Consider the following 25,969-nt stretch of genomic DNA (forward strand, 5'->3'; position numbering starts at 1 on the left):
GCCGGCACTGGCCAAGGAAGTCCCCCCGCAGTGGGAGGGGCTGAGCTACCACGAGCTCAACGCCATGCTGAATCTCTACGGCCCCAACGGCGAGATCCAGTTCGAGGCCGATCAGCTGGCTGCCCGCAAGTACTTCCTGGACCACGTCAACGTCAACACCGTCTTCTTCCACGACCTGGATGAGAAGCTGAAGTACCTGGTCGAGAACGACTACTACGAGCCGGAGACCCTGCAGCAGTACAGCCGGGAGTTCATCCACCGGCTGTGGGACTCGGCCTACGCGCACAAATTCCGCTTCCCGACCTTCCTCGGTGCATTCAAGTTCTACACCTCCTATGCGCTGAAGACCTTCGACGGCAAGCGGTACCTGGAGCGCTTCGAGGACCGGGTCTGCATGGTGGCCCTCCACCTGGCCCGCGGAAGCGAGCAGCTGGCTGAGCGGATTATGGAGGAGATCATCTCTGGCCGCTTCCAGCCGGCGACACCTACGTTCCTCAACGCCGGCAAGAAGCAGCGCGGCGAGCTGGTCTCCTGCTTCCTGCTGCGCATCGAGGACAATATGGAGTCCATCGCCCGGGGCATCAACTCCGCCCTGCAGCTGTCCAAGCGCGGCGGGGGAGTGGCGCTGTCGCTGACCAATATCCGTGAGCACGGCGCACCGATCAAGCAGATCGAGAACCAGTCCTCGGGCGTGATCCCGGTGATGAAGCTGCTGGAAGACTCCTTCAGCTACGCCAACCAGCTGGGAGCCCGGCAGGGCGCCGGGGCGGTCTACCTCAACGCCCACCACCCGGACATCCACCGGTTCCTGGACACCAAGCGGGAGAACGCGGATGAGAAGATCCGCATCAAGACCCTTTCGCTGGGCGTGGTGATCCCGGATATCACCTTCGAGCTGGCCAAGCGGAACGAGGATATGTACCTGTTCAGCCCGTACGACGTCGAACGCGTCTACGGCAAGCCGTTCAGCGAGATCTCGGTGACCGAGAAGTACTACGAGATGGTCGACGACGCCCGGATCCGCAAGACCAAGATCAATGCCCGGGAGTTCTTCACCACTCTGGCTGAGATCCAGTTCGAGTCCGGCTACCCCTACATCATGTTCGAGGACACGGTGAACCGGGCGAACCCGATTGCTGGGCGCATCACCATGTCCAACCTGTGCTCAGAGATCCTGCAGGTCTCCGAACCCAGCGAGTACACCCCCGATCTGGGGTATGCCCAGGTGGGTAAGGACATCTCCTGCAACCTCGGTTCGCTGAACATCGCCAAGACGATGGACTCCCCGGACTTCGGGCAGACCATCGAGACGGCGATCCGTACGCTGACCGCCGTCTCGGATATGTCCTATATCGAGTCGGTGCCCTCCATCGCGGAGGGGAATAGGCGCAGCCACGCCATCGGGCTGGGGCAGATGAACCTGCACGGCTACCTGGCGCGCGAGCGTATCCACTACGGCTCAGAAGAGGGCCTGGACTTCACCAATATCTACTTCTACACGGTGCTGTACCACTGCCTGCGGGCATCCAACAGGATCGCGAAGGAGACCGGCGAGACCTTCGACGGCTTCGAGAACTCGAAGTACGCCACCGGTGAGTTCTTCGACAAGTACACCGAACAGGTGTGGGAGCCGAAGACCGCCAGGGTCCGTGAGCTCTTCTCCGAGGTGCACATCCCCACCCAGGAGGACTGGCGCGCGCTGAAGTCCGAGGTGGCCGCCCATGGTCTCTACAACCAGAACCTGCAGGCTGTGCCGCCGACCGGGTCGATCAGCTACATCAACAACTCGACCTCCTCGATCCACCCGGTGGCCTCGCCGATTGAGATCCGCAAGGAGGGCAAGATCGGCCGGGTCTACTACCCGGCGCCGTACATGAGCAATGACAACCTGGAGTACTACCAGGATGCCTATGAGATCGGCTACGAGAAGATCATCGACACCTATGCGGCGGCCACCCAGCACGTCGACCAGGGGCTGAGCCTGACCCTGTTCTTCAAGGACACGGCCACCACGCGCGATATCAATAAGGCGCAGATCTACGCGTGGAAGAAGGGCATCAAGACCCTCTACTACATCCGGCTGCGCCAGCTGGCCCTTGAGGGTACCGAAGTGGAGGGCTGCGTCTCCTGCATGCTGTAGGGCGCCGTCATCCTCACCTCCCACCTGCACACGAAGAGAAGGACCCACGTCACGTGACCACCTCAGCTGCGACCGAAACCCAATCGACGTTGCTCGACCACGTCGAGGCGATCAACTGGAACCGCCTGCCCGATGAGAAGGACGGCGAGGTCTGGAACCGCCTGGTCAACAACTTCTGGCTGCCTGAGAAGGTGCCGGTCTCCAATGATGTGCAGTCCTGGGCCACGTTGACCGAGGAGGAGAAGACCCTTACTATGCGGGTCTTCACCGGCCTGACCCTGCTGGACACCATCCAGGGGACCGTGGGCGCAGTGGCGCTGATTCCGCATTCGCTGACTCAGCATGAGGAGGCGGTGCTGACCAATATCGCGTTCATGGAGAGCGTGCACGCGAAGTCATACTCGCAGATCTTCTCCACCCTGTGCTCCACCAAGGAGATCGACGACGCCTTCCGCTGGTCGCGGGAGAATGAGAATCTGCAGCACAAGGCGCAGATCGTCATGGACTACTACCACGGCGACGACGGGCTGAAGAAGCGGGTGGCCTCCACCATTCTGGAGTCCTTCCTCTTCTACTCCGGCTTCTACCTGCCCATGCACTGGTCCTCACGGGCAAAGCTGACCAACACTGCTGACATCATCCGGCTGATCATCCGCGACGAGGCCGTGCACGGCTACTACATCGGCTATAAGTATCAGCGCGCCCTGGAGGCTGAGACAGAGCAGCGCCGGCAGGAGCTGAAGGACTACACCTTCGATCTGCTGTTCGAGCTCTACGAGAATGAGGTGCAGTACACCCACGACCTCTACGACGGCGTCGGCCTGGCCGAGGATGTGAAGAAGTTCCTGCACTACAACGCCAACAAGGCGCTGATGAACCTGGGCTATGAGGCCATGTTCCCCTCGGACGTGACCGATGTGAACCCGGCGATCCTCTCCGCCCTCAGCCCCAATGCGGACGAGAACCATGACTTCTTCTCCGGTAGCGGATCCAGCTACGTCATCGGCAAGGCCGTGGAGACCGAAGACGAGGACTGGGACTTCTGAGACTTTCTCAAGACAGATGTCCTGAGTTGTCGCCGTAAGGCCTGGCAAGGAGCCCGGATCCGCAGGTTTCTGCAGGTCCGGGCCCTTTTTCGTGCCTCCTCATTGCAGGTGCTTGCCTGACCGTCCTTGGTGCGCCACTGATCGCCGGCGTCGCTCGCAGGAGCCTCAGTCTGGACCCGCCGTGATGCGCTGCTGGTGATGCGGCTCGGGACGAAACCGAGCACGCGGCGGCCGGTGGACGTAGGACGGGTGTGCCCTGAGAGGTGGCCCCATGGTTGCGGGCCCGCCTAGGGTGAGGACCAGGTGGCCGCCGGGTGCGGACCACCACGATGTCCTCACCCACTGACGGAAGGGGCTTCATGGGCGTAAATCTTGTGCTGGCGCTGTTCGCCGGAGCCGTCGTCGTCCTTTCGCTGTTCTCCACATTGTTTCAGCGGCTCAGCCTCCCAGGGCCGCTGCTCGCGCTGGCCTTCGGCGTCCTCATCGGCCCCCTACGCACTGGGGCTGATCCGCATGGAAGACTTCGGGGTCCCCACCAGCACGCTGCTGGAGCAGGGAGCACGACTCACTCTTGCCGTCGGACTGACCGGCGTCGCGCTGCGGCTGCCGCACGGATACTGGAAGCGCAACCTTCGCTGGCTGCTGGTCATCATCGGGATAGGTATGGCCGCCATGCTCGCAGTGGGCACCGGCGCCCTCTGGGCGGGGCTGACCGTTCCCTTCGTCATGGCACTGATGATCGGGGCGATCATCACCCCCACCCACCCAGTGGTGACCACCCCAATCGTCACCGGCTCGCTGGCAGAGGAGAAGGTCCCCGAGCGAGTCCGGTACAACCTCTCGGTGGAAAGCGGGATCAACGACGGTCTGGCCTATCTGTTCGTGATGCTGCCCATACTGCTGATGACCAGCCCCCCCCAGCTCCACTGGTGGGCTCCGATCATCGTCATCGCCGCGATTCTGGGACGCCGGCTCGTCACCATCTGGACCCTGCGCCCGCTGTTCCGGACTCTGCACAACCGCCCGCAGACCTTCTTCCTCAGCTGGTTCGCCCCTATCGGCGTCTCGGCGCTGTTCTACGCCACCCTGGCCGAGAAGCACACCGGCAACCCGGAGATCTTCACCTATGCGTCCCTAGCGATCACGGCATCAGTGCTGATCCACGGACTCTCCGCCGCGCCGATCAGCGCCTGGCTCAAGCGTCACCAGTCCCAGAGCAGCGACGAGGCCGAGGCGCCGAGCAGGACAGCGTGACCCCGCCCGGCTCAGCCAGGTGCCGTCCCAGACCTCAGGCAGATCTGCTCGGCAAGACCTTATGCGGGTTCATAATGCCGTGCGGGTCCAGAGCGGCTTTGATCGCCCGCATAGCCGGCAGGGCCGAAGCGTGTTCGGCAGCCAGCGAGGCGATCTTCCCTGCACCGATGCCGTGCTCCCCGGTGCAGGTGCCTCCGGCAGCCAGGGCACGGTCCACCAGGCGGCGGTTGAGTTCGGCGGCCCGCTCGGCAGCCTGCTCATCTCCTGGGGGCAGCAGGATGGCCACATGGAAATTGCCATCACCGACATGCCCCACAATCGGGGCGGTCAGTCCCAGCTCCTCCACATCGCGCCGAGCCTGGATGACGTTGGCCGGCAGCTGTGAGATGGGCACACATACATCAGTCGGCAGCGCCGAAGCCCCCGGCACCAGTGCCAGCGCGGCCGGCAGAGCATCATGACGCACCTGCCACAGACGGCCGACGTCGTCAGGATCCTCCGCCGCTGAATGCTCCGCTGCGCCCGCCTTCTCCGCCAGGGCGGTGAAACGCCGGTACAGTGCGGCAGCCTCCCCGGCGGCCCCGGCGAACTCGACCATCAGAGTCGGTGCCGGAGGAGCCGAGAACCCGCGATAGCCCCGCAGCGCCTCAACGGTGGTCGCATCCAGCAGCTCCACCCGCGAGAACCGCACCCCCGCGCGCAGACCGGTGACCACCAGTTCCGCCGCGGCCTGCAGGGACGGCATGGTCCAGATGCCCATAGCCACCTCCTCAGGCACCGGGTGCAGCCGCACGGTCACCTCGGTGATGATGCCCAGAGTTCCTTCGGAGCCCACCAGCAGACGCGTCAGGTCATAGCCTGCCGAGGTCTTCGGCGCCGCCGAACCGGTGGTGATGACAGACCCGTCGCCCAACACGGCAGTGAGTCGCAGGACATTGTCTGCAACCGTGCCGCAGCTGACCGCCATAGTCCCGCTGGCCGAGGTGGCGGCCATCCCTCCGATGCTCGCGTCCACCCCAGGCCCGGCGGGGAAGTGCAGGCCGTGCCCCGCCGCAGCGGCGTTCAGTGCGGACTTCATCACCCCTGCCTGCACACGGGCATACATATCGTCAGCAGCGACCTCCAGCACAGCGTCCATCCGAGAGAGATCAATGCAGACGCTCTCACCGGTGGTGTTCGCGCCGCCCTCCAACCCGGTGCCCGCACCGCGCGGGACCACCGGGACGCCAAAGTCAGCACAGACCCGCACCGCGGCCGCGACCTCGGCGGTGCTGCGCGGCCGCACCACTGCCTCGGGCGGCTCCCAGTGGTGAAAGGACCGGTCATGGGAGAACTCATGCAGTGCGAAGGGCTCAGCCAGCACCGCTGCCGGCGTCACGGCCTGCTCCAGAGCTTCGACCAGCTGGGGACCCACAGTCTGCGGCGTCGTCGTCATACTGCAGAGACTAGCGGCTGCGGCCGCTGAACTAGACTTGTGGTCCATGTCATCGGCGCAGCAGGTTTTGACCCTCTACCGCCCAGCGGCGAGTCTGGGGGCTGCAGAGGACCTGCAGGCGGCGCTGCAGCTGCTGGAAGGCACCCGCCGCTACGCGGTGGATCCGGCAGATCCGCTGGCCACCGGGCCGATGCTGCGGATCTACCGGCCGCAGCCGACAGTGGCCTTCGGGCAGCGGGACCGCAGGCTCTCCGGATTCGCCGCAGCCGAACAGGCATCCCGCAGGCTCGGATTCACCCCCGTGGTGCGCCGGGCTGGGGGCAGGGCAGCCGCCTATCACCGCGGTTCTCTGGTGATCGACCACATCGAACCGGATCCGGACCCCATCCGCGAGTCACAGGCCCGCTTCGCCGCCTTTGCCGAGCTCTACGCCGATGCGCTGCGCACAGTAGGGGTGGACGCAGCAGTGGGACCCATACCGGGGGAGTACTGCGCCGGAGACCATTCGGTGCACGCAGTGCTGCCCGGCCAGCCCGATGTGCGGATCAAGCTCGTGGGAACGGCCCAGCGGCAGATCGCCACCGGCTGGCTGTTCTCCTCCTCCATCGTGGTCGAGGACGGCCGGCCGATTCGCCGAGTGCTCTCCGAGGTCTACGAGGCCCTGCAGATGCCGTGGGACCCGCTGACCGCAGGGGCGGCCGAGGACCTGGCGCCGGGGGTCACAGCCGACGCCGTGGAGCAGGCGGTCATCGAGCAGTACAGCCGCTACTGGCAGCTGGAGGAGTTGGAGACCGCGGCCGAATGCCCCGGGCGTGGTGGCGCCCCGGTCTCGGCCGGGGATGGTGCCCAGGGGAGGTGCGGCCTCAGCCGGTGAACGCGTAGCTGAAGCGGACCAGTATGGAGGCGAACACCAGCAGGTAGAGCACAATCACTGCCACCCACCACCAGTCGGCAGCAACTCTGCGCACCGCCGCGGAGGCGGGAATGACCCCATGGACCAGATTGCGCGCGGTGGTTACAACGGCCAGCGGGATCACTGCAGCCCAGACCACCATGCAGTAGGGGCACAGCACCCCGATCACGTAGACCGCGTTCGCCCAGAGCCAGACGCAGAAGCCGAAGGCGAACACCACACCGGCCTGCAGCCCGGCGTAGTACCAGCGCGGCATGCGCCCGGCCGCGGCGGCCAGGCTGACCGCCACCGCCATCAGCACCGGGAAGCCCACCACGCCCAGGAAGATATTGGGGAATCCGAAGGTGGAGGCCTGCCAGGTGTTCATCACCGCGCCGCAGGAGACCCACGGGTTCACATCGCAGGCGGTGACATGGTCCGGGTTGCTCCACAGCAGCACCCGCTCATACAGCAGCAGGAAGCTGGCCGCCGCACCGACAGCGCCGGTGACCAGCAGCCACACCACGAACCCGACTGGGCGGGCGAAAGCGGGGACACGCCCGGAATCACCAGTCTGCGCGGCCGGCTCAGACGGGTCCCCAGCCCCGGCATCCGGGGCGGTGAGAGTCGTCGACATAGCCCCCATGGTACGCACCGAACCTGAGGCCCTGGCCATGGTGTGCGATACTGAACACATCGGAGCCGCAGACCACACCTGCACTTCGAGAAGGCTTTCACTGGCAGGAACAAGCACAACTGAACACAGCAGGCAGGCACCCGTCGTGGACGATGAAGGTCCGCACGGAGACACACGAGGACTTTGCAGAAGATGCCGCCTGATGCGTCAGCTCCCTGACTGTTCGACCCGCGAGTGACGGACGTCGCACACCGTGCAGAGCGCGCCGGCTCAACCAGAGTCCAGGCAGCGCCCGGTGGTGACGGCTGAACAAGAGAATTCCATGACGAGAGCCGCGTGGACCCGCTGAGTGTGGCGGCAGGCGCCCGCGGCGGAAGCAGACCTACCTTTCATGACCGACACAACCACCTCCGCGAACGAACCCGAAGAGATCTTCAACCCCTTCCGCCCGCCTCAGCTGGGGAGTGAGAAGTCCTCGGAGGCCACCGAGGCACCCGCCGCCGAGCCTGCTGCGGTGGAGGACCCCCTGGATGTGACATTCCAGGCACCGGATCTCTCCAGCATTCCCGCCCCCAGTCCCAAGGACTTGAACGGCCAGCAGCACGTGCCCTCCGGCGAGGACGACGCCGACGACGACGGCTCGGATGCTGAGAAGTCAGAGGGCAGCTCCAGCGGCCGCAAGAGCCGCCGCAAGCGTCGCCGCGGAGGCAGGAACAAGAACCGGTCCGAGAACCCTGAGCAGAGCGGCTCGGCGGAGCCCTCCGGGGAGGGGAACGACGGCGGCCGCAGCAGCAAGGACGCCGGAAACGGCTCGAACGGCGGGCAGGGATCCGGCGCATCCGAGGACTCCGGCTCGGAGAAGGGTTCCAACGCCGAGGCGAACAGCAGCGGCGGAGCTGAGGGCGAGACCGGGGACGACGGCCGGGTCATCCGCAAGAAGCGGCGCCGCCGCCGCGGCTCGGCTGATATGGAGATCGAAGAGTCCGACGACGACGGCCACACCGTCACCCGGATCCGCTCCGGCCGCGAGGCCGGGGAGAGCGCGCCGGACAAAGTCACCGGAGTGAAGGGATCCACCCGGCTGGAGGCCAAACGGCAGCGCCGCCGCGCCTCCCGCAGCGGAGGACGCCGCCGCGGCATCATCACCGAGGCCGAGTTCCTGGCCCGCCGCGAGTCAGTGGACCGCAAGATGGTGGTGCGCCAGCGCGGCGAGCGGATCCAGATCGGCGTCCTGGAGGATGGCGTGCTGGCCGAGCACTACGTCTCCCACACCACTGCCGACTCCCTGATCGGCAACGTGTACCTCGGCAAAGTCCAGAATGTGCTGCCCTCGATGGAGGCCGCCTTCGTGGATATCGGAAAGGGCCGCAACGCCGTGCTCTACGCCGGCGAAGTGGACTGGGACGCGGCCAATATCGGCAACGCCCCGCGCAAGATCGAAAACGCCCTGAAGTCAGGGGACTCGGTGCTGGTGCAGGTCACCAAGGACCCGGTGGGGCATAAGGGCGCCCGGCTGACCAGTCAGGTATCGCTGCCCGGCCGCTATCTGGTCTACGTGCCCGGCGGCTCCATGACCGGCATCTCCCGCAAGCTGCCGGACACTGAGCGGGCGCGGCTGAAGAAGATCCTCAAGGAGCAGATGCCCGCCGACGCCGGGGTGATCGTGCGCACCGCCGCCGAAGGCGCCTCTGAGGAAGAGCTGACCAATGACATCAACCGGCTGCGCGCCCTCTGGGAAGGCATCGAGTCCCAGGCCAAGGACAAGAAGGTCCTGGCCCCTGAGATGCTCTATGCCGAGCCGGACCTGACCATCAAGGTGGTCCGCGACGTCTTCAATGAGGACTTCTCCGCCATGGAGGTCCAGGGCGAAGAGACCTGGGACAATATTGAGGCCTACGTGACCTATGTGGCCCCCCACCTGCTGGACCGCTGCCGGCAGTGGCGGCCGGAGGACCACAAGGCTGATGACATCTTTGCCCACCACCGGATCGACGAGCAGCTGAACAAGGCCCTGCAGCGCACTGTGAACCTGCCCTCCGGAGGTTCGCTGGTCTTCGACCGCACCGAGGCGATGACCGTGGTGGACGTCAACACCGGCAAGTTCACCGGTTCCGGGGGCAACCTGGAGGAGACTGTCACCAAGAACAACCTGGAGGCCGCCGAGGAGATCGTCCGCCAGCTGCGGCTGCGGGACATCGGCGGCATCATCGTCATCGACTTCATCGATATGGTGCTGGAATCCAACCGCGACCTGGTGCTGCGCCGCCTGGTCGAATGCCTGGGACGGGACCGCACCAAGCACCAGGTGGCCGAAGTGACCTCCCTGGGACTGGTGCAGATGACCCGTAAGCGCATGGGCACCGGCCTGCTGGAGGTCTTCTCCACCGAATGCGAGCACTGCGCCGGCCGCGGGATCATCACCCACCCCGAGCCGGTGGAGCAGCGGCCCTCCTACACCTCCTCCGGTGAGGTGTCCTCCGGGAAGAACGCCAAGAAGCGGAAGAAGCGGAAGAAGAACGACGCCGACCGCGAACCGGATCCCAAAGAGCTGAAGAAGCTGGAGAAGGCCTCCCAGGGCATGGCCAAGGTGGCTGCAGCCACCAACGGCAAGTCCTCCGGTGAGGAGGGCGAGGACGCCGGGGGCTCCGGCGCATCTGAGGCCGGCCGGTCCGACGCGAGGAAGACCGAGTCCGAGAAGCCCGACGCCGGGGCTGACGGGCAGGACAAGACTGTGCTGACCATCGCAGGCGAAACGGTGAAGGTGCCCCGCGGCAGTGCCGAGCAGACCTCAGGGGACTCCGGCGGGCAGAAGCAGGTCTCCCTGGACAGCTTGGATGAGGCGGTGGCCTCGCGCAGCCGCTCTTCGCAGCGCAGCGGAAGCGGCCGTCCGCGCCGCCGTCGTGCCGCCGGCTCCGCCCAGGGCGCAGCAGGCGAGGTCACAGAAGTCACCACCGAGGCCTCCGGCACTCAGGTGACCGCCGAGCCGACGTCGTCGTCCGGGGAGAAGAAGCAGGCTGAGACCAGCTCCGCCGCGGAGCCGGTGATGCTGGGAGTCGGGGTCTCCGCTGAGGAGCTCGGCCGCAGCGGGCACACGCCTGAGCAGACATAGGGCCCCACTGCGGCAGTTTGCTCGGGCACCAGGTTTCGCGTAGGATAGGTCTCTGGTGTCAAGTGACGCCCACAGTCTTTTGTGCGCTGAGATCGCCGAGATCCACACAGCATCTCCTGGTCGGTGCCAGCGCCTCAGGATGCAGCCGGTCCACCGGATGCAACCATCAGTCCACAAGTAACAACGAGAGAAGTGAGTCCCAAGTGGTGTACGCGATTGTCCGCGCAGGCGGCCGCCAGGAGAAGGTTTCCGTCGGAGACCTCGTGACCCTTGACCGCGTCGACGCTGAGGCAGGCAGCACCATCGAGCTGCCGGCAGTGATGCTGGTGGACGGGGACAAGGTCACCACCTCTGCCGACGAGCTGGCCAACGTGAAGGTCACCGCCGAGGTTCAGGAGAGCTTCCGCGGCAAGAAGATCGTCATTCACAAGTTCAAGAACAAGACCGGCTACCACAAGCGTCAGGGTCACCGCTCCGAGCTGACCCGGGCGAAGATCACCTCGATCGCCTGAGCGCACGCGGTAAGCTAGCAGCAGTTCCAGATTCCTGAGAGGCAGGCAGACCTATGGCACAGAAGAAGGGTGCGAGCTCGACTCGCAACGGCCGCGACTCCAACGCGCAGCGCCTCGGCGTGAAGCGCTTCGGCGGCCAGACCGTCTCCGCCGGCGAGATCCTCATCCGCCAGCGCGGCACCAAGTTCCACCCCGGCACCAATGTGGGCCGCGGCGGCGATGACACGCTCTTCGCCCTGGCCGACGGCGCCGTGGAGTTCGGCAGCAAGCGCGGCCGCAAGGTCGTCAACATCGTCCCAGCGGCAGGCTGAGGCCGGCCGCAGCAGCATCCGCGGCAGCGGGGACACCCCGCAGCCCACAGATACCAAAGGGTCCGGCAGCGCAGAGCTGACCGGGCCCTTTGGCATTTCCCCAGCCTGAGACCCCCAGGCACCGCCGAAGAGCTCAAGGAGAACTCCCATGGCGCACTTTGTAGACCGAGTAGTGCTGCACGCCGCCGGCGGCAACGGCGGCCACGGCTGCGTCTCCGTGCACCGGGAGAAGTTCAAGCCCCTGGGCGGGCCCGACGGCGGCAACGGCGGCGACGGCGGCCACATCGAGCTGGTGGTGGACCCGCAGACCACCACTCTGCTGGACTACCACCACCGCCCCCACCGGCGGGCCGAGAACGGGGGAGTGGGCCAGGGCGGACTGCGCCACGGCCACAAAGGCCAGACCTTGGAGCTGCCGGTGCCCGACGGCACCGTGGTCAAAGACCGTGACGGCACGGTCCTGGCGGACCTGGTCGGTGCCGGAGCGCGGGCCCGCATCGCCGAAGGCGGTCAAGGCGGCCTGGGCAATGCGACTCTGGCCTCCAAGAAGCGCAAGGCCCCCGGATTCGCGCTGCTGGGCACCCCCGGTGAAGAGGTCGAGGTGGTGCTGGAGCTGAAGTCAGTGGCGGACATCGCGCTGGTCGGCTTCCCCTCGGCGGGCAAGTCCAGCCTGATCGCCGCGCTCTCGGCAGCGCGTCCCAAAGTCGCCGACTACCCCTTCACAACCCTGGTGCCCAATCTGGGCGTCGTCGAAGCCGGCGAGACCCGGTTCACCGTGGCCGATGTGCCCGGTCTCATCCCCGGTGCGGCCGAAGGTAAGGGGCTGGGCCATGAGTTCCTCCGGCATGTGGAGCGCTGCGCGGCGCTGGTGCATGTGCTGGACTGCGGCACATTGGAGACCGACCGTGACCCGGTCAGCGATTTGGACGCCGTGGAGGCGGAACTGGCCGCCTACGCCCCGGACGCCGTCAGCCCGGCGGCGGACACCGGCGCCGCATCAGCCGTTCCGCTGAACGAGCGGCCCCGGCTGGTGGCGCTGAACAAGACCGACCTCCCCGACGGTGAGGCGATGGCGGAGATGGTCCGCACCACGCTGCAGAACCGCGGCAACCGGGTCTTCGAAATCTCCGCCGTCTCCCGGAAGGGTCTGCGGGAGCTCAGCTTCGCTATGGCCGAGCTGGTCGAGGCATCACGTGCTGAGCGCACCGCTGAGGCCGCTCCGGTGCCGGTGACGGTGCGTCCCAAGCCGGTCAATGAGAAGGGCTTCACCATCACCCGGGAGGAGAAGGGCGGCGAACCGCTCTGGCGGGTGCGCGGGGCCAAGCCCGAGCGCTGGATCCAGCAGACCGACTTCAGCAATGACGAGGCCGTCGGCTACCTGGCGGACCGGCTGCTGGCAATCGGCATTGAGGACGAGCTCTTCCGGCTCGGAGCCGCACCCTCGGACTCCGTGGTCATCGGCAGCGAGTCCGACGGCGTGGTGTTCGACTGGGAACCCACCATGGCGGGCGGGGCTGAGCACCTGGCCGGACCCCGCGGCTCCGATGCGCGGTTTGAGGATCACCACAGGCCCACCCGCGCTGAGAAGAAGCAGGAGCAGGCCCAGCGCCGGGCCGCCAAGCAGGCTGTGCGGCAGGAGATGGAGGAGCTCTACTCTGTGGAGGACGAGGCTGAGGTGAAGGTCGTCTACCCCCAGGAGGACCAGCGGTGAGCTCCGCCAAGCTCCGCGTCTCCGGCGTTCGGTCAGCCGCTGATCTGCCGACGGCCAAGCGCGTGGTGGTCAAGATCGGATCCTCCTCGCTGACCACCCTGGCCGGGGGGATCAGTGTGCAGGCGCTGAACTCCTTGGTGGAGGCCTGCCAGCAGCTGCGGCGGGGCGGAACCGAAGTGGTGCTGGTCTCCTCGGGCGCTATCGCGGCAGGACTGAGTCCGCTGGGCCTGCCCGTGCGGCCCCAGGACCTGGCCACCCAGCAGGCTGCGGCCGCTGTGGGCCAGGGGCTGCTGCTGGCCCACTACACGCGCGCCTTCGCCTGCTACGGAGCCACCGTGGCCCAGGTGCTGCTCACTGCAGAGGACCTGATCCGGCGCTCCACCTACACCAATGCGCTGCGTGCCCTGGAGAAGTTGCTGGCCATGGGTACCGTACCGATCATCAATGAGAACGACGCCGTCGCCACTACGGAGATCCGGTTCGGCGACAATGACCGCTTGGCTGCGCTGACCACCAACCTGCTGCACGCCGACGCCCTGGTGCTTCTCTCCGACGTCGATGCTCTCTACGACGGCCCGCCCAGCTCCGGCGGGCAGCCGGTGGCCCGCATCCGCGGTGCGGAGGACCTGCGGGGGGTCACTCTGGGCCCGCGCGGGCGGGCCGGAGTCGGCACCGGGGGGATGGCCACCAAAGTGGAGGCCGCTCAGATCGTCACCGCCAACGGCACTCCAGCGATGCTGACCTCAGCCTCGCGGGCCGCCGAGCTGCTCTCCGGCCAAGAGGTCGGCACCTTCTTCGAAGCCCGCGGTCGACGTCGCGGCGCCAGGTCCGCCTGGCTGGCGCATCTGGCGCACACCAAGGGGGCGCTGATCATCGACGACGGCGCTGTGTCCGCCGTGGTGGACCGGCGCGGTTCCCTGCTGCCGGCCGGGATCACCGAGGTCCGAGGCAGCTTTGAAGCCGGAGACGTGGTGGAGGTCCGCAGCCTCGGCGATCAGGTGCGTGCCCGCGGGGTCACCGCATTCAGCTCAACGGAGCTTCCGCAGATGCTGGGACGAAGCACTGCCGAGCTGGGCCGGGACTTGGGGCCCGACTATGAACGTCCGGTCATCCATACTGATGACATGGTGAGAGTGGAGGTACAGTCATGAGCGCATCAGTGCAGCAGACCAGCCAGCGCGCCCGCGAGGCGTCCCGCGTACTGGGCCGGCTGGACCGGCGCCATAAGGACCGCGCCCTGGCCGCCGTGGCCGAGGGACTGCGCGAATCCTCCGCAGCGCTGAGCAGCGCGAACGAGGCAGACCTGGCTCGCGGCCGAGACAACGGCATGAGCCGGGCCCTGCTGGACAGGCTGCGGCTGACACCGCAGCGGGTCGAAGCGCTGGCCGCCGCCGTCGAAGAGATCATCGGTCTGGAGGACCCGGTCGGCCGCGTGGTGCAGGGACGCACCCTGCCCAATGGTCTGCGGCTGAGCCAGGTGACCGTGCCGCTGGGGGTGGTCGGCGCGATCTATGAGGCCCGGCCCAATGTCACGGTGGATATCGCAGCCCTGGCCCTGAAGTCCGGCAATGCTGCCATCCTTCGCGGCGGCTCGGCAGCCCAGAGCACCAATGAGACGCTGCTGTCCATCATCCGCCAAGCCCTGGCCACCACCTCGGTGCCGGTGGATGCTGTGCAGTCCATCGACGCTTTCGGCCGGGAGGGTGCCACAGAGCTGATGACCACCCGCGGCAGCGTAGACGTGCTCATCCCGCGCGGCGGCGGCGAGCTGATCCAGCACGTGGTGCAGAATGCCCGAGTCCCGGTCATCGAAACCGGGGAGGGCAACGTCCACATCTTCCTCGACGCCACCGCAGACCCTGAGCAGGCCCGGGAGATTGTGCTCAACGCCAAGATGTCCCGCCCCAGTGTCTGCAACGCCGCCGAGACGCTGCTGATCCACTCCCAGGCTGAGCAGTCCGGCCGCGAAGTGCTGCGGGCGCTGCATGCCGCAGGCGTGGTGCTGCACGTGGACCCCCGAGCCGATGCCTGGCTGCCGGCTGAGCGCAGCGCCAATGCCGAAGTCACAGAGGTGACCGCCGAGCACTTCGCCACCGAGTTCCTGGACCTGGAGCTGGCAGTCGGCGTGGTGGACAGCCTGGATGAGGCGATCGACCATATTCGCCGGCACACCACTGGGCATACCGAGGCCATCGTCACCGATTCGGTGGCTCACGCCGAGCGGTTCATCGCAGAGGTCGACGCCGCCGCCGTCGTAGTCAATGCTTCCACCCGCTTCACCGACGGCGGCCAGTTCGGGCTGGGCGCCGAGGTGGGCATCTCCACCCAGAAGATGCACGCCCGAGGACCCATGGGGCTGGGAGAGCTGACCACCACCAAATGGGTCGTGCGCGGTGAAGGCCAGATCCGCGACTGAGACGGCGCCTGCCCTGCACACAGAAGAGCCGTAACGTTCAGCCGAAGTCCAGCTGATTCCCACCAATCGGTAGACCTGTGTCAAGTGGTTCGGTAGCGTATGTGATGTCCGGCACGCCGATGTGTCAGCAGGCAACTGCATACGACCGAAGGAGCAACCATGAATCTCGGCGACTACGACTAGCTCGGCCTAGTCGAGAAAGTCGTGATAGCGCTCGTCATTCTGGTGATCACCTGGCTGGTTGCCGCGGCTGTGAAATGGGCCGTGGCCAAACTGGTCAAGAAGGTGCCGATCCTCCACCGCGGGGGCGACGGCGGAGAGTCACTGGGCGACGGACTCGGACAGATCGCATCACTGCTGATCTGGCTGTTCGGCCTGGTGACCATTCTGCAGGTCTTCGCCCTGGAGCAGGTTCTGCAGCCGGTGCAGCAGATGCTGCACATCTTCCTCGGCTTCCTGCCGAACATCATCGCTGCCGGTGTGATCTTCTTCATCGGCTTCGTGATCGCCCGGATCGTCAAGCAGCTGATCGAGGCCACCCTGGGGCGGGTCAACTTCCACGGACTGTTCAACAAGGCCCAGTCCGCGGCTCAGCGCACCCCGGCCGATGCGCCCGCTGAGGCTGGCGCCCCGCCGGCGCCGAGCGGCTACTCCGCCGAAGCCGCCGAGCTGAACCGGCGCATCACCTCCACGATCGCGAACCTCGTGTTCGCTGTGATCCTCATTGTGGTGGCCATCGCCGCCCTGCAGGTGCTGGGCATCTCGGCAATCTCCGAGCCGGCCACCGTCATGCTGAACATGATCCTCAACGCCATCCCGGCGATCATCGCCGCGGTGGTGATCCTGGGCATCGGCGTGCTGATCGCCAAGTTCGTCGGCGACCTGCTGGCCTCCACTCTGGCCAGTGTGGGCACCGACCGGCTGGCCGCCAACCTCGGTGTGGAGCCGCGGCAGTCCAGCGTCTCGGAGATCCTGGCGAAGGTCGGCCAGGTCGCCATCGTGCTGTTCTTCGCCATCATGGCCGCCCGGGCGCTGAACTTCCCGGAGATCACCGCGATCCTCAACGAGGTGCTCAGCCTCGGCGGACGGGTGCTCTTCGGCGCTGTCATCATCGGTGCCGGCTTCTTCATCGCCAACCTGCTCGCCCGTACCGTGGGCTCGGGTGCGGCCAGCACGATCATCCGCTACGGCACTTTGGCCCTGTTCGTGGCTATGGGTCTGCAGTACATGGGTATCGCGGACTCCATCATCAATCTCGCCTTCGGCGCGGTGGTGGTCGGCGGCGCCCTGGCCCGCAGCCCTTGCCTTCGGTCTGGGCGGGCGGGAGACGGCCGCCCGTCAGCTGCAGAAGCTGGAGCGGAAGGCCGAGAGCCCCACGCCCCCGTCCGGCGGCGGCCCCGCCTGAGGCTGATCGGGAAGGGACCCCGGAACGCTGGGCCGGCGCATCGGTGCTCTCCGGTGCGCCGGCAGGCGAGCGGGGTCCCTTTTCACGTAGACTTGACGTGTTCTGAACCGTTCGTCGAGGGAGAGGCATGAACCTGCCGTTCGCTGCACTGCTGCTGGCCGCTGAGGGCGGAGAAGAGCATGAGCTCTTCATGCCCGCAGAATGGTTCGGCATCGTGATGTTCATTCTGCTGATGCTGGCACTTCTGACTGCGCTCAGCTTCTCCAATAAGAGCAGGGAGCTGCCGGCCGACCCCCACTCGGACCACTGATCAGCAGATAGCAGGACAAGCTTGCCACCTTTCCCGCAGGCCTCTGAGACCCCGGGCGGCACAGGCCGCCGCAGGCTGGGCATCATGGGCGGCACTTTCGACCCGATCCACCACGGCCACCTGGTGGCCGCCAGCGAAGTCGCCGCCGAATTCAGCCTGGACGAAGTCGTCTTTGTTCCCACCGGCCAGCCGTGGCAGAAGGCGGACCGGCAGGTCACGCCCGCTGAGCACAGGTATCTGCTCACCGTGATCGCCACTGCCTCGAACCCGCGGTTCACCGTCTCCCGGGTGGACATCGACCGCGGAGGCAAGACCTACACCATCGACACGCTGCGGGACTTCCGCCGCATGTACCCCGATGCCGACCTGTTCTTCATCACCGGGGCCGACGCGATGGCCCAGATCATGTCCTGGAAGAACGTGGAGGAGCTCTGGGAGCTGGCGCACTTCGTCTCGGTCACCCGACCCGGCTACCGCAGTGAGGATTTCGGACTCACCGAGCAGATCTCCCTGATGGAGATTCCCGCCATGGCCATCAGCTCCACCGACCTCAGAGAGCGCGGCCGGGCCGGCAAACCGGTGTGGTACCTGGTGCCCGACGGTGTGGTGCAGTACATCACCAAACATCGGCTCTATCAGCCGGAGCCGGACACGCGCCCGGCAACTGACCGCATCCCAGTCTCCGACGGGCATACGATGGAGGACAACGATCAGGAGGCTTCGTAGATGAGCGCAGACACCACTGAGCAGAACTCGGGCGGGGGAGAGGACCTGCGCGCGCGGTATCTGCCGGTCTCCCGCAAGGAGCTGCGCCGCAGGAGGGAAGCAGAGCTGGCCGCACGCCGGGCGGCCCAGGAGGAGGCCGAGGCCACCTCGGACGCACTGGCCGCCGGAGACGCGCAGCCGGATGAGACCCAGGACGCGCAGCTGGATTCCTCTGCCTCCGACATCGAAGAAGAACCTGCGCTGGAAGAGTCCGAGCGGACGCTGACGGACACCGAGGCTGCCGAAGCCGCAGAGCTGCCCCGCCCGCCGCACCGAGGACCTGACCGGGGTGAGGACGACGTCGCTGCCGAACCCCCCGCACAGTGGGACCAGGCAGTACCGGATGAGTCCGAAGACGCCGGCGACGACGTCACCGAGATCATCAGCAGCCCGGTGGCTGAGGACGAGCCCGAGGTGGCCCAGGGGGCGGAGGATCGTGGCGAGGACGCCGAGGAGGCAGACCTCACCACAGACCCTGAGACCGACCAGGAGGCGGCCGGCCAGGCGGAGGCCGACAGCGAGAGCGCGCAGACGGCACAGGGCCACGTGCCCGATGAGGCTGTGCTCCCGGAGCCGGTCGAAGCAGAGGAGCCGGCCCGCCCAGAGGAGGACCTCGCCGATGCGGCTGAGGAGACAGCACCGGACGGTGAGATCTCGGAAACCCCCGACGTTGAGCTCTCCGAAGAGGACGCGGCGCTGCTTGCCGCCGCCACAGAGTCAGAAGACATCACCGATGAGGACGATGCCGACGACCAGGAGGAGCGGTCGGACTCCGGCACTGACGCAGAGGCCTCCGGCATGGAGTTCATCGACCACCAGAGCGCCCCGATCCCGGCCTCACGCCGTGCACGCCGACTGCTGCGGGAGACCGCATCGCTGCCGAAGCTGGACCCCGAACTCGCCCAGGAGCTGCAGAGCACCACGGCCGAGATCGCGCGCAATGACGATCCCTCGCGGGTGGATCCGGAGTTGCTGAAGAAGCAGCAGGCCCTGGCCGCCAAAGCCATGCAGGCCAACCAGGAGCGCCTGCGCAAACAGCAGATCGAAGCGGAGCGGGAAGCGCGGCGCCGTCGTCGTGAGCGGCCCGAGTCTGCGGTGATCACCGGGCGGGCAGTGCGCGAGTCTCTGGACCGCGATCCGGAGGAAGTCGAGTACTTCACTGGGCAGATCGAGCCGGTCAATGCCCAGGGTGCCCACGGGCTGGACCTGAACAAGATGGTGGATGCGACCTCACGCCAGGTGGACCGGCAGAGCGTGCTGACCTGGCTGGTGATTGTGCTGGCGGTGCTGCTCCTCATCGCCGTCGGCGTCGTGCTCTACTTTGTGCTGCTCTAGACTGGGGAGCAGTTATGACAGTTCCTGAGAATGTGCTCGCCGAGGTGCGGACTGCTGCCGCCGCGGCCGCCGATAAGCTGGCCACCCATATCGTTGCTCTGGACGTGGGGGAGCGGCTGGGCATCACTGACGCCTTCCTGATCTGCTCTGCGCCCTCGGACCGGCAGGTCAATGCGGTCTGCGATGAGATTGAGCACCAGTTGAAGGAGCAGCACAGCTCGGCGCCGATCCGCCGGGAGGGCCGCGACTCCGGAACCTGGGTGCTGCTGGACTACGGGCATATGGTCATCCATGTCCAGCACGAGCAGGAGCGGGCGCTCTATGGTTTGGATCGTCTCTACGCCGATGTGCCGCGGCTCGACGTCGGCGTGGAGGGCGGCTCCTGAAACGGGTCGTCGGGACGGTGGCCGATTTGGTCGATTTGCGCGGCCGGCTGATCCCGCTGTAATGTATAGGGGTTGCCAACGCGGGACAGCGGAGGCAGCGGCAACATGAATATGGGGGTATGGCGCAGCTGGTAGCGCGTCTGCATGGCATGCAGAAGGTCACGGGTTCGAGTCCCGTTACCTCCACGTAAGATGAGAAAATCGAAACTTGCCCCGCCTGATGGCGGGGCAGTTTTGTTTCTGCGGTGACGTGCGCCGGGGCATCGATGCTGGTGTGGGCGAGGATGCTGGCGGTGGTCTGCTCGGGTGTGTAGGTGGCGTTCTCTTCGTCGTCGATGGTGATGCGGGTGAACAGGGCGCGGTTGAGGATGCGTCGTTCGGCTGGTTCGCACTTGTTGTAGAGGTCGTCGAGGTCGACGAGGAGGTCGGTGAGCTGGTCCAAGCCTGTTCGGGCCTCGGCGTAGGTGTCGGTGAGGTTGTCGAGCCGTGTGCTGATCTGGTCGAGGTTGACGCGAATGCGGTCTTGCTCGCTTTTGAGGAGGTCGAGGGGGATCGCGTCGGCGTAGTGGGCCTGGACGAGTTTGAGGCGTTCGGCTTCGAGCTTGTCGCGCTGGGCAGTCAGGAGCTTGCGTTCGTCCTCGCTGGATCCTTCGAGCTGGTCGAATACGTCGTTGAGGACTTTCCGGACGTGCTCGGCCTGGGCTGGGTTCAGGGAGTTGCGCTGGTAGGTACGTTCAATCTCGGCTTCGGCGCGTTCGGCAAGGATCGCGGAGCGAGTGCAGTGGGTGGTCTTGCGTCGTCGTCCGGAGCAGGTGAAGTACTCGTAGCGGTCCCCGGTCTTGTCGCGGGGGCGTTCGATCATGAGCTTGGCCCCGCAGGCGCAGTACAGGGTGCCCTTGAGGTAGTGGTCGTACTTCTGTGGTCGTTCGCCACGGGCGTTGTTGGCGTCGAGGTTGGTTTGGACACGCAGCCACGTCTCCGCGTCGACGAGGGGCTCGTGGGTGCCGTCGTAGGTGACCCCGCGGAAGGTGACGGTGCCCTGGTAGTAGGGGTTGGTCAGGATCTTGTGCAGCCCGGTCGTGGTGACTGGCTTGGCCGGCTGCGAGGGGGTGGGCCGGGTGGTCAGGCCACGGGCTGTGAGTTCCTTGGCCAGGCGCGACAGGGACCAGTCCCCGGTGGCGTAGGCGGTGAACGCGAAACGGACGAGGTCGGCGCGTTCGGGGTCGACCTCAATCTCGCGGGACTCGCGTCCTCGGGCGTCGGTGGTGCGGACGTTGAGGTAGCCCAGAGGCGCTTTGGTGGGGGTGCCGCCGATAGCGGCTTTCTGGGTCATGCCTTTCAGGACTTCCTGGGCCAGGTTCAGCGAGTAGAACTCGGCCATGGAGGCCAGGATGCCGTGCATCAGCATCCCTGAGGGGGTCTCGTCGATGTTCTCGGTGACCGACACCAGGCTGATGTTCGCATCCCGCAGCGCGGCGTGGATCATGGCGTCATCGAGCCGGTTGCGTGCGAGGCGGTCGACCTTGTTGATGATGCAGTACCGCACCGGGTGCGTGGTGGCGTAGTCGAGCATCTCTTGGAGCGCGCGTCGCTGTGCGGTCTTGGCGGACTCGCCGGGCTCGATGAACTCCTTGATGATCACTGCGCCGAGCTGTTCGGCCTTGCGCTGCGCGGCTTCGCGCTGGGCCGGGATCGACAGGCCCTCTTCCAGCCCGTTGCGGGTGGCCTGATCCTTGGTCGAGACCCGCAGGTAGCTGATCGCCGCCACCTGCCCCTCAGCCCCGGGTGCTGCGGCGTCTGGGCGTGGTGTGGTGCGAGCGAGGCGTCGAAGGCCCGGGATGTCGAGGCCGGAGAGCTGATCGAGTGTCATGGTGACCGCCTTTCACAAGCCCCCACACAACTGGGGGCGGGTGGGGCGCCGGAGGCGGTCACGTCAGAGTCGAAAAGAACACCCCGCGAACGGGGCTTAGCAAGGCAGGTGCCAACAACGCCGAAACTTAGTGTGAGCCCAGTCTAGCGACCGGCTACGAGCAGGCGACGAAGATGGGCACCGGACCGCCCGACGGGCTGGTCGCCAGCGGTGCGCAGCGCGATCCGGATCAACACCTCCGCAACCTTCGCGACATCAATCTCCTCACGCGGCTCATACCGGACGCGCAGGGGCCGATCCGCCTCGACTCGGGCCGTGGCGCGGCGGTACCGGCGCACCATCCTCAGCCGCCTTCCGAGCCGAGAACGTCGTCACGAACCTCACCGGTCGCCGGGCCGATCCGGTCATCCAGACTCGCGTAAAAGGCGTCCTCAGCAGCCTGGCGTTCGTTGACTTGGTCAATGACGAACTGGACGAAGTCGGCATCCCGGTCAGTGATGACGGACTCGTCGTGGCTGGGTTGAGGTTCTTCACCGGGCCAGGTGGTTTGGCGGGTGGGTCGGTCTCGGTCCAGGCGGGTGCCGGAGGCCGTGACCCAGTCGCGCAGACGGTGGCGGGCGTCGGCGAAGTCGCGGTGCCAGCCCAGGGGCGCGGAACCGTTTTGTTCGGGGTCGTAGGCGCACAGCCAGTGCAGGTGCAGCGCGGACAGTTCCCAGACCAGTTCGAGATGGCGATGCCAGTACGGCGGGACGACCGAGGCAGGCAGTCCGTAGGTATGGCGGAGCCAGTCGACCCACCGGTTCAGTTCTAGCAGTTCTGCTTCCAGATCCTGCGCTGATAGCAGGTTCCAGTTGATCGGGTGCGGTGGCTCGGGCAGCGCGCTCGTGTCGGGGGTGTGGGGGTGGTCGTCGAAGATGCCGGGGTCCTCGTACTGGTCGTCGGGCTCGGGGCCGTGAGTGCTCATGATCGTTCCCCCGGGTCACATGCTGAGGCTGTCGGCAGCAGGTGCGGTTTGCTGCTGCTGGGGTGGTTCGAAGGCCTGCCCAGCCGCCTGGCGTTCGAGTGCCTGGCGGGGTGTGCGGTCGACGTCGTAGCGGGTGCGGGCAGTGTCGTGGCCGATCTTCTTGGCGACGAACTCCTCGCCCGCGATGGTCTGTCCGTCGCGCTCGTAGGTGTAGTCGTGGGCGTAGCCTTCGGCGACGAACTGGTCACCCTTGGTGAAGCGTTCGAAAGCCCGCTCAGCGGTGGCGCGGTAAAGCACCAGATTGCCGAAAGACGGCTCCAGCTTGGTGAAGGAGCCGTCCTCTTCTCGCTGGAAATTCTCCTGGCCGAAGCGGGCGTAGAAGCGGGCATCGCCTCGGTCGGTGTACGTCAGCTGCGGATCGGATGCGATGAACCCGGACAGGGATTCCTGGGTGCGGATGGCCATGACGCGATACCTCTCAACTCGTGGACTGCAGCCCGCTGGTGGTGTGGGCTGCTGGTACCGGTCAGGTGCGCCGACCGTCCCGGGCTACTCGTCCTGCGCTGCAGGTCCGGCCTGGAGGAGCTGTTCCAGTTCGCGGCGGTCGCGTTTGAGGGTGTCGGCGTCGGGTCGGGTGGGCCAGGCGGTCAGGTCGGTGATGATCGGCGGCGCGGAGCGGAGCAGGGTGACGCCGGTGCCGAAGGGAAGGGTGCGGATGCGGTCGGGTGGCAGGATCGGCACCCGGCGCACGGAGCGTTGATTCGACCTGCTGCCGTGGTCACCGAGGGTGACGGAGTCGGTGTATTCGTCGCGTTCGCCGATGAGGGTGGTGAGGTCTTGGAGGTCGCGGCTGTTGGAGGCGCCGCCGAGGATGAGTTTGACGATGGCGGCGTCCCAGATTGCTCCGGTTTGGTGTTCGGACCATTTGTCGCGTGCCTGGGCGAGTGATTGGAGGACGGGCAGGGTGGTGATGCCGGTGCCGCCGCCTTCGGCCATCAACGTCGGCAGGGACGGTAGGGGTGCGAGGTTGCCGATCTCATCCAGGGCGAGCAGCAGGGGTGGGTCGAGGCGTGCGCCGGGTGAGCGGGCGGCGAGGCGGCGGGCGGTTTCGATGAGGTCTTCGATGAACGCCGCCACCAGAGCGGCCGAAGCCCCGGCACCAGCACCTGTGGCGAGGAGGTACAGGGTCCCGGACTCGCGCAGGAAGGTCTCGGGATCGAATGGGGTCTCGTTGTCACGTGGTGTGACCGCGTCGAGGACGCGGGGGTCGGCGAGGGCGCCGAGGGCGAGGGCGACACCTTGCCAGATGGAGTCACGGGTCTTGGGGTCGGCGTCGATCATCGCACCGAGCGAGTCGGCCCACCCGGCGGCTGCATCGGGGTGGTTGATGAGGATCGCGACCGCTTCAGCAGCGGCGGCGGGGTCGAGGGTCCACCGGAACAAGTCCGCCGGTTTGCGCCCGTCCAATGCGGCGGCGTGGAGGAGGGCTTGGAGGGCGGTGCGGGTTTTGCCTTCCCAGAACCCACCCGATTCGACCCCTCCGGCTGACAACCCGGTGGCGGAGGCCAGCCCGGTAGCGCGAATCATCGCTGTCAACGGGTCTTCACAGCCGCGCACGGGTGACCAGCGCATCCCCGCCGGGAGCCCTTCGGCCAGGTGCTGGGGATCGAACACCGCCACCGGGCCGCGGCGCTGCCGGGCGCGGAGGGTGGCGGTCAGGTTGTCCGGCCGGGTCGAGGTGGTAACCACGGGGCCGGGTGCGTCGAGGATGGCGGGGATGACAATGTGCAGGCCCTTGCCGGAGCGGGGTGGGCCGATCAGCAGGATCGAGTCCTCCACACTCGCCCACACCCCATGTCCCTTCGACGACCCGAGCCGATACCCCACCTCACCTGGACCCGGGTCCTCCAACGAGGGCCGCAACGTGGACGCCCGTTTCAGAAGAGCTTTCTCTGAGGCGACCTGGGCGATCTCGTGCCGCATCGCGATCCCCGCCAACCGATGCGGATCCACCTCCTGAGCATGGGAACGGCGCCGCCACACGACCCATCCCCAACCCACGAATCCGACAAGACCGCCCAGAATCACAACGGTCGTGACCCAGTACGCGACCGGGCTGAGACCAGGCGCGCCGAGGGCCTCGGCGGGGACGCCGGGGTTGAACAACACCCCGGCACCTGCCGCCCAGCTCGCTGTGGGTTGCGGGATACCGGTGAGGAACGCGGTGACCGACCCGGTCGCTCGCAGGATGAGGGTGAGGAGGAACAGGCTGATGAGGCCGATGAGGGCGGCGTTGGTCAGTTCGTCGCCCATCGACCCACTCTGCCGCTGCGAGGCACTCACGACGCCCCCTGCACGATCAGGGTCCCGGAGGTCCGCCCAACCACCACCGCCGGACCCTTGCTTGTGTCGGGTGGGGTGATGGTGCCGTTTTCATCAGCCGCCACTTCCTCGCTGACTTGGGCGACGAGCACCGTTTCACCGGGCAAGAACCCCACCAACCGCTCCGATTCCACTGCCCGAGTCGCTTCCTCAGGTTCAAAGCCATCAGCGGCAGCTTCTGGACCAGTAGGGGCCGCGTCGTCCGGTTCGGGTTCGGGGGTGCGGCGTGGTCGGTGGGCGTGGATGATGTCGGTGAAGTGACTGCCGTCGGACTCATAGACATCCACACGCACGGGAACGCGGCGCTGCTCGGTGAGGTCATCAAGGATGGTCGCGAAGTCACCCCGACCCCACACCTCACCCGCCGGCGGAAGGTATGGCTGTTGGTCGGCGGTCACGGACATGGTGCCGGTGATGTCGACGGTGATGACCACGTGCCGCAGCACCACCGGCATCGTCACGCTCGTGTCGTTGCGGCGGTGTCTCAGGGTGGGAAGTTTGGGCATTAGTTGACTCCTGCGGTGAGGCGGCGGCTGGTGTCGAACAGCTTCAGCTCGCCGGGGTGGAGCTGGTGCTGGATCACGAAGGAGCGGTTCTTGATCCGCCACAGCCCCTGACCCACCCCAAGGTTCGGCAGCAAGGCTTGTTCGGTTCCGGTCAGCCCGAGCGCGGTGGCGGTGGGGCCGAGCTGATCGGACTCTTGGCGGTAGACGATCCGCGTCTCCGCATTCGCCAACAGCGAGTTGGCCAGGGAACGCATGGCGGAGCCTTCGTCGCCGACGTTGTCGAGGTCGGAGAGTTTGTGGAAGATCAGCATGTTCGCGATCCCGTAATGCCGGGCCAGACGCCAATGCGCATCCATCCGCTTCAACAACGCCGGATGGGACATCAGCCGCCAGGCCTCGTCATAGATCACCCACCGCTGCCCACCATTGGGGTCCAGCAGCGCCGATTCCATCCACGCCGAGCTACAGGTCATCAACACGCTGATGAGGGTGGAGTTCTCGGTCACCCGGGACAGGTCGAGGCTGATCATCGGCAGATCCGGATCGAACGCCACGGTTGAGGGGCCGTCGAACAAGCCGGCGA

At 66.5% G+C, this 25,969-nt stretch carries 21 protein-coding genes, 1 tRNA gene and 2 pseudogenes; 16 read left to right on the forward strand and 8 right to left on the reverse strand.

The window, feature by feature from the left end; translation table 11 throughout:
• The first annotated feature begins 7 nt into the window (after positions 1-7).
• The 3 genes from nrdE to Q1K09_RS08430 all read left to right on the forward strand — a co-directional run bounded on the left by nrdE (position 8) and on the right by Q1K09_RS08430 (position 4,440).
• Positions 8-2,140: a class 1b ribonucleoside-diphosphate reductase subunit alpha gene (gene nrdE, locus Q1K09_RS08420; protein ID WP_300344703.1), complete on the forward strand. Its 2,133-nt coding sequence runs from the start codon at positions 8-10 to the stop codon at positions 2,138-2,140.
• A gap of 89 nt (positions 2,141-2,229) precedes the next feature.
• Positions 2,230-3,186 (forward strand): class 1b ribonucleoside-diphosphate reductase subunit beta, encoded by a 957-nt coding sequence (gene nrdF / locus Q1K09_RS08425; protein WP_300344706.1) that lies wholly within the window; start codon positions 2,230-2,232, stop codon positions 3,184-3,186.
• 513 nt (positions 3,187-3,699) lie between these two features.
• Entirely contained in the window at positions 3,700-4,440 is a 741-nt protein-coding gene (locus Q1K09_RS08430; RefSeq protein ID WP_300344657.1) for a cation:proton antiporter, read from the forward strand.
• Between the two features lie 34 nt (positions 4,441-4,474).
• On the opposite strand, the gene Q1K09_RS08435 is transcribed toward Q1K09_RS08430, so the two are convergent.
• The gene (locus Q1K09_RS08435) at positions 4,475-5,875 is read right to left on the reverse strand and encodes an FAD-linked oxidase C-terminal domain-containing protein (RefSeq protein ID WP_300344659.1); all 1,401 of its coding nucleotides are present in this window, start codon (positions 5,873-5,875) and stop codon (positions 4,475-4,477) included.
• Between the two features lie 46 nt (positions 5,876-5,921).
• Here Q1K09_RS08435 and Q1K09_RS08440 point away from each other — a divergent pair, with 46 nt between their 5' ends.
• Positions 5,922-6,749 (forward strand): lipoate--protein ligase family protein, encoded by an 828-nt coding sequence (locus tag Q1K09_RS08440; RefSeq protein WP_300344661.1) that lies wholly within the window; start codon positions 5,922-5,924, stop codon positions 6,747-6,749.
• On the opposite strand, the gene Q1K09_RS08445 is transcribed toward Q1K09_RS08440, so the two are convergent.
• The gene (locus tag Q1K09_RS08445) at positions 6,739-7,404 is read right to left on the reverse strand and encodes a vitamin K epoxide reductase family protein (RefSeq protein ID WP_300344663.1); all 666 of its coding nucleotides are present in this window, start codon (positions 7,402-7,404) and stop codon (positions 6,739-6,741) included. The genes Q1K09_RS08440 and Q1K09_RS08445 overlap by 11 nt on opposite strands.
• A gap of 391 nt (positions 7,405-7,795) precedes the next feature.
• Between Q1K09_RS08445 and Q1K09_RS08450 the strand changes: the two genes are divergently transcribed.
• From Q1K09_RS08450 to Q1K09_RS08505, 12 genes are all read left to right on the forward strand, one after another.
• Complete coding sequence (locus Q1K09_RS08450) at positions 7,796-10,513, forward strand: Rne/Rng family ribonuclease (RefSeq protein WP_300344665.1); 2,718 nt, start codon at positions 7,796-7,798, stop codon at positions 10,511-10,513.
• A 203-nt stretch (positions 10,514-10,716) separates the two neighbouring features.
• Positions 10,717-11,025, forward strand: a complete 309-nt coding sequence (gene rplU, locus Q1K09_RS08455) for a 50S ribosomal protein L21 (protein ID WP_300344666.1) — start codon at positions 10,717-10,719, stop codon at positions 11,023-11,025.
• Positions 11,026-11,078: 53 nt separating this feature from the next.
• Positions 11,079-11,336 carry a 50S ribosomal protein L27 gene (gene rpmA, locus Q1K09_RS08460; protein ID WP_300344668.1) on the forward strand — a complete coding sequence of 86 codons (258 nt, stop codon included), beginning with the start codon at positions 11,079-11,081 and terminating at the stop codon, positions 11,334-11,336.
• Positions 11,337-11,484: 148 nt separating this feature from the next.
• On the forward strand, positions 11,485-13,047 hold the full coding sequence (obgE, locus tag Q1K09_RS08465) for a GTPase ObgE (protein WP_300344669.1): 1,563 nt from the start codon (positions 11,485-11,487) through the stop codon (positions 13,045-13,047).
• Positions 13,044-14,198 carry a glutamate 5-kinase gene (gene proB / locus Q1K09_RS08470; protein ID WP_300344672.1) on the forward strand — a complete coding sequence of 385 codons (1,155 nt, stop codon included), beginning with the start codon at positions 13,044-13,046 and terminating at the stop codon, positions 14,196-14,198. Before obgE ends, proB begins: the two co-directional genes overlap by 4 nt.
• On the forward strand, positions 14,195-15,463 hold the full coding sequence (locus Q1K09_RS08475; protein ID WP_300344674.1) for a glutamate-5-semialdehyde dehydrogenase: 1,269 nt from the start codon (positions 14,195-14,197) through the stop codon (positions 15,461-15,463). The genes proB and Q1K09_RS08475 overlap by 4 nt, the downstream gene beginning before the upstream one ends.
• Positions 15,464-15,667: 204 nt before the next feature.
• Entirely contained in the window at positions 15,668-16,999 is a 1,332-nt protein-coding gene (locus Q1K09_RS08480; protein ID WP_300344676.1) for a mechanosensitive ion channel, read from the forward strand.
• Positions 16,996-17,178 carry a hypothetical protein gene (locus Q1K09_RS08485; RefSeq protein ID WP_300344677.1) on the forward strand — a complete coding sequence of 61 codons (183 nt, stop codon included), beginning with the start codon at positions 16,996-16,998 and terminating at the stop codon, positions 17,176-17,178. Before Q1K09_RS08480 ends, Q1K09_RS08485 begins: the two co-directional genes overlap by 4 nt.
• 21 nt (positions 17,179-17,199) lie before the next feature.
• Positions 17,200-17,904 carry a nicotinate-nucleotide adenylyltransferase gene (gene nadD / locus Q1K09_RS08490; RefSeq protein WP_300344679.1) on the forward strand — a complete coding sequence of 235 codons (705 nt, stop codon included), beginning with the start codon at positions 17,200-17,202 and terminating at the stop codon, positions 17,902-17,904.
• Complete coding sequence (locus Q1K09_RS08495; RefSeq protein ID WP_300344680.1) at positions 17,905-19,278, forward strand: hypothetical protein; 1,374 nt, start codon at positions 17,905-17,907, stop codon at positions 19,276-19,278.
• Between the two features lie 14 nt (positions 19,279-19,292).
• The gene (gene rsfS, locus Q1K09_RS08500; protein WP_300344683.1) at positions 19,293-19,664 is read left to right on the forward strand and encodes a ribosome silencing factor; all 372 of its coding nucleotides are present in this window, start codon (positions 19,293-19,295) and stop codon (positions 19,662-19,664) included.
• A gap of 113 nt (positions 19,665-19,777) precedes the next feature.
• Positions 19,778-19,850 (forward strand) — tRNA-Ala (locus Q1K09_RS08505).
• Between the two features lie 604 nt (positions 19,851-20,454).
• On the opposite strand, the pseudogene Q1K09_RS13075 reads toward Q1K09_RS08505, so the two are convergent.
• The 6 genes and pseudogenes from Q1K09_RS13075 to Q1K09_RS08535 form a co-directional block, all read right to left on the reverse strand.
• Positions 20,455-21,534, reverse strand: a pseudogene (locus Q1K09_RS13075) (recombinase family protein); the annotation flags it as partial.
• 343 nt (positions 21,535-21,877) lie between these two features.
• Positions 21,878-22,498: a hypothetical protein gene (locus tag Q1K09_RS08515; RefSeq protein ID WP_300344687.1), complete on the reverse strand. Its 621-nt coding sequence runs from the start codon at positions 22,496-22,498 to the stop codon at positions 21,878-21,880.
• Positions 22,499-22,513: 15 nt separating this feature from the next.
• Positions 22,514-22,963, reverse strand: coding sequence for a single-stranded DNA-binding protein (locus Q1K09_RS08520; protein WP_300344689.1), 450 nt, complete (start codon positions 22,961-22,963; stop codon positions 22,514-22,516).
• An 84-nt stretch (positions 22,964-23,047) separates the two neighbouring features.
• The gene (locus Q1K09_RS08525; RefSeq protein ID WP_300344691.1) at positions 23,048-24,811 is read right to left on the reverse strand and encodes a TraM recognition domain-containing protein; all 1,764 of its coding nucleotides are present in this window, start codon (positions 24,809-24,811) and stop codon (positions 23,048-23,050) included.
• Between the two features lie 26 nt (positions 24,812-24,837).
• Positions 24,838-25,386 carry a hypothetical protein gene (locus Q1K09_RS08530; RefSeq protein ID WP_300344694.1) on the reverse strand — a complete coding sequence of 183 codons (549 nt, stop codon included), beginning with the start codon at positions 25,384-25,386 and terminating at the stop codon, positions 24,838-24,840.
• A pseudogene (locus tag Q1K09_RS08535) lies at positions 25,386-25,969 on the reverse strand (ATP-binding protein); the annotation flags it as partial. The gene Q1K09_RS08530 and the pseudogene Q1K09_RS08535, both read right to left, overlap by 1 nt.

The organism is Nesterenkonia sp. (assembly GCF_029265375.1).
In the GTDB taxonomy this organism is placed as follows: Bacteria; Actinomycetota; Actinomycetes; order Actinomycetales; family Micrococcaceae; genus Nesterenkonia.

Coding starts and splice junctions, on each gene's coding strand:
- Q1K09_RS08435 (WP_300344659.1), bottom strand. CDS start 5,875: ATGACGACGACGCCGCAGACTGTGGGTCCCCAGCTGGTCGAAGCTCTG.
- Q1K09_RS08495 (WP_300344680.1), top strand. CDS start 17,905: ATGAGCGCAGACACCACTGAGCAGAACTCGGGCGGGGGAGAGGACCTG.
- Q1K09_RS08445 (WP_300344663.1), bottom strand. CDS start 7,404: ATGTCGACGACTCTCACCGCCCCGGATGCCGGGGCTGGGGACCCGTCT.
- Q1K09_RS08515 (WP_300344687.1), bottom strand. CDS start 22,498: ATGAGCACTCACGGCCCCGAGCCCGACGACCAGTACGAGGACCCCGGC.
- Q1K09_RS08430 (WP_300344657.1), top strand. CDS start 3,700: ATGGAAGACTTCGGGGTCCCCACCAGCACGCTGCTGGAGCAGGGAGCA.
- obgE (WP_300344669.1), top strand. CDS start 11,485: ATGGCGCACTTTGTAGACCGAGTAGTGCTGCACGCCGCCGGCGGCAAC.
- Q1K09_RS08530 (WP_300344694.1), bottom strand. CDS start 25,386: ATGCCCAAACTTCCCACCCTGAGACACCGCCGCAACGACACGAGCGTG.
- Q1K09_RS08475 (WP_300344674.1), top strand. CDS start 14,195: ATGAGCGCATCAGTGCAGCAGACCAGCCAGCGCGCCCGCGAGGCGTCC.
- rpmA (WP_300344668.1), top strand. CDS start 11,079: ATGGCACAGAAGAAGGGTGCGAGCTCGACTCGCAACGGCCGCGACTCC.
- Q1K09_RS08450 (WP_300344665.1), top strand. CDS start 7,796: ATGACCGACACAACCACCTCCGCGAACGAACCCGAAGAGATCTTCAAC.
- Q1K09_RS08525 (WP_300344691.1), bottom strand. CDS start 24,811: ATGGGCGACGAACTGACCAACGCCGCCCTCATCGGCCTCATCAGCCTG.
- rsfS (WP_300344683.1), top strand. CDS start 19,293: ATGACAGTTCCTGAGAATGTGCTCGCCGAGGTGCGGACTGCTGCCGCC.
- Q1K09_RS08485 (WP_300344677.1), top strand. CDS start 16,996: ATGAACCTGCCGTTCGCTGCACTGCTGCTGGCCGCTGAGGGCGGAGAA.
- Q1K09_RS08440 (WP_300344661.1), top strand. CDS start 5,922: ATGTCATCGGCGCAGCAGGTTTTGACCCTCTACCGCCCAGCGGCGAGT.
- Q1K09_RS08520 (WP_300344689.1), bottom strand. CDS start 22,963: ATGGCCATCCGCACCCAGGAATCCCTGTCCGGGTTCATCGCATCCGAT.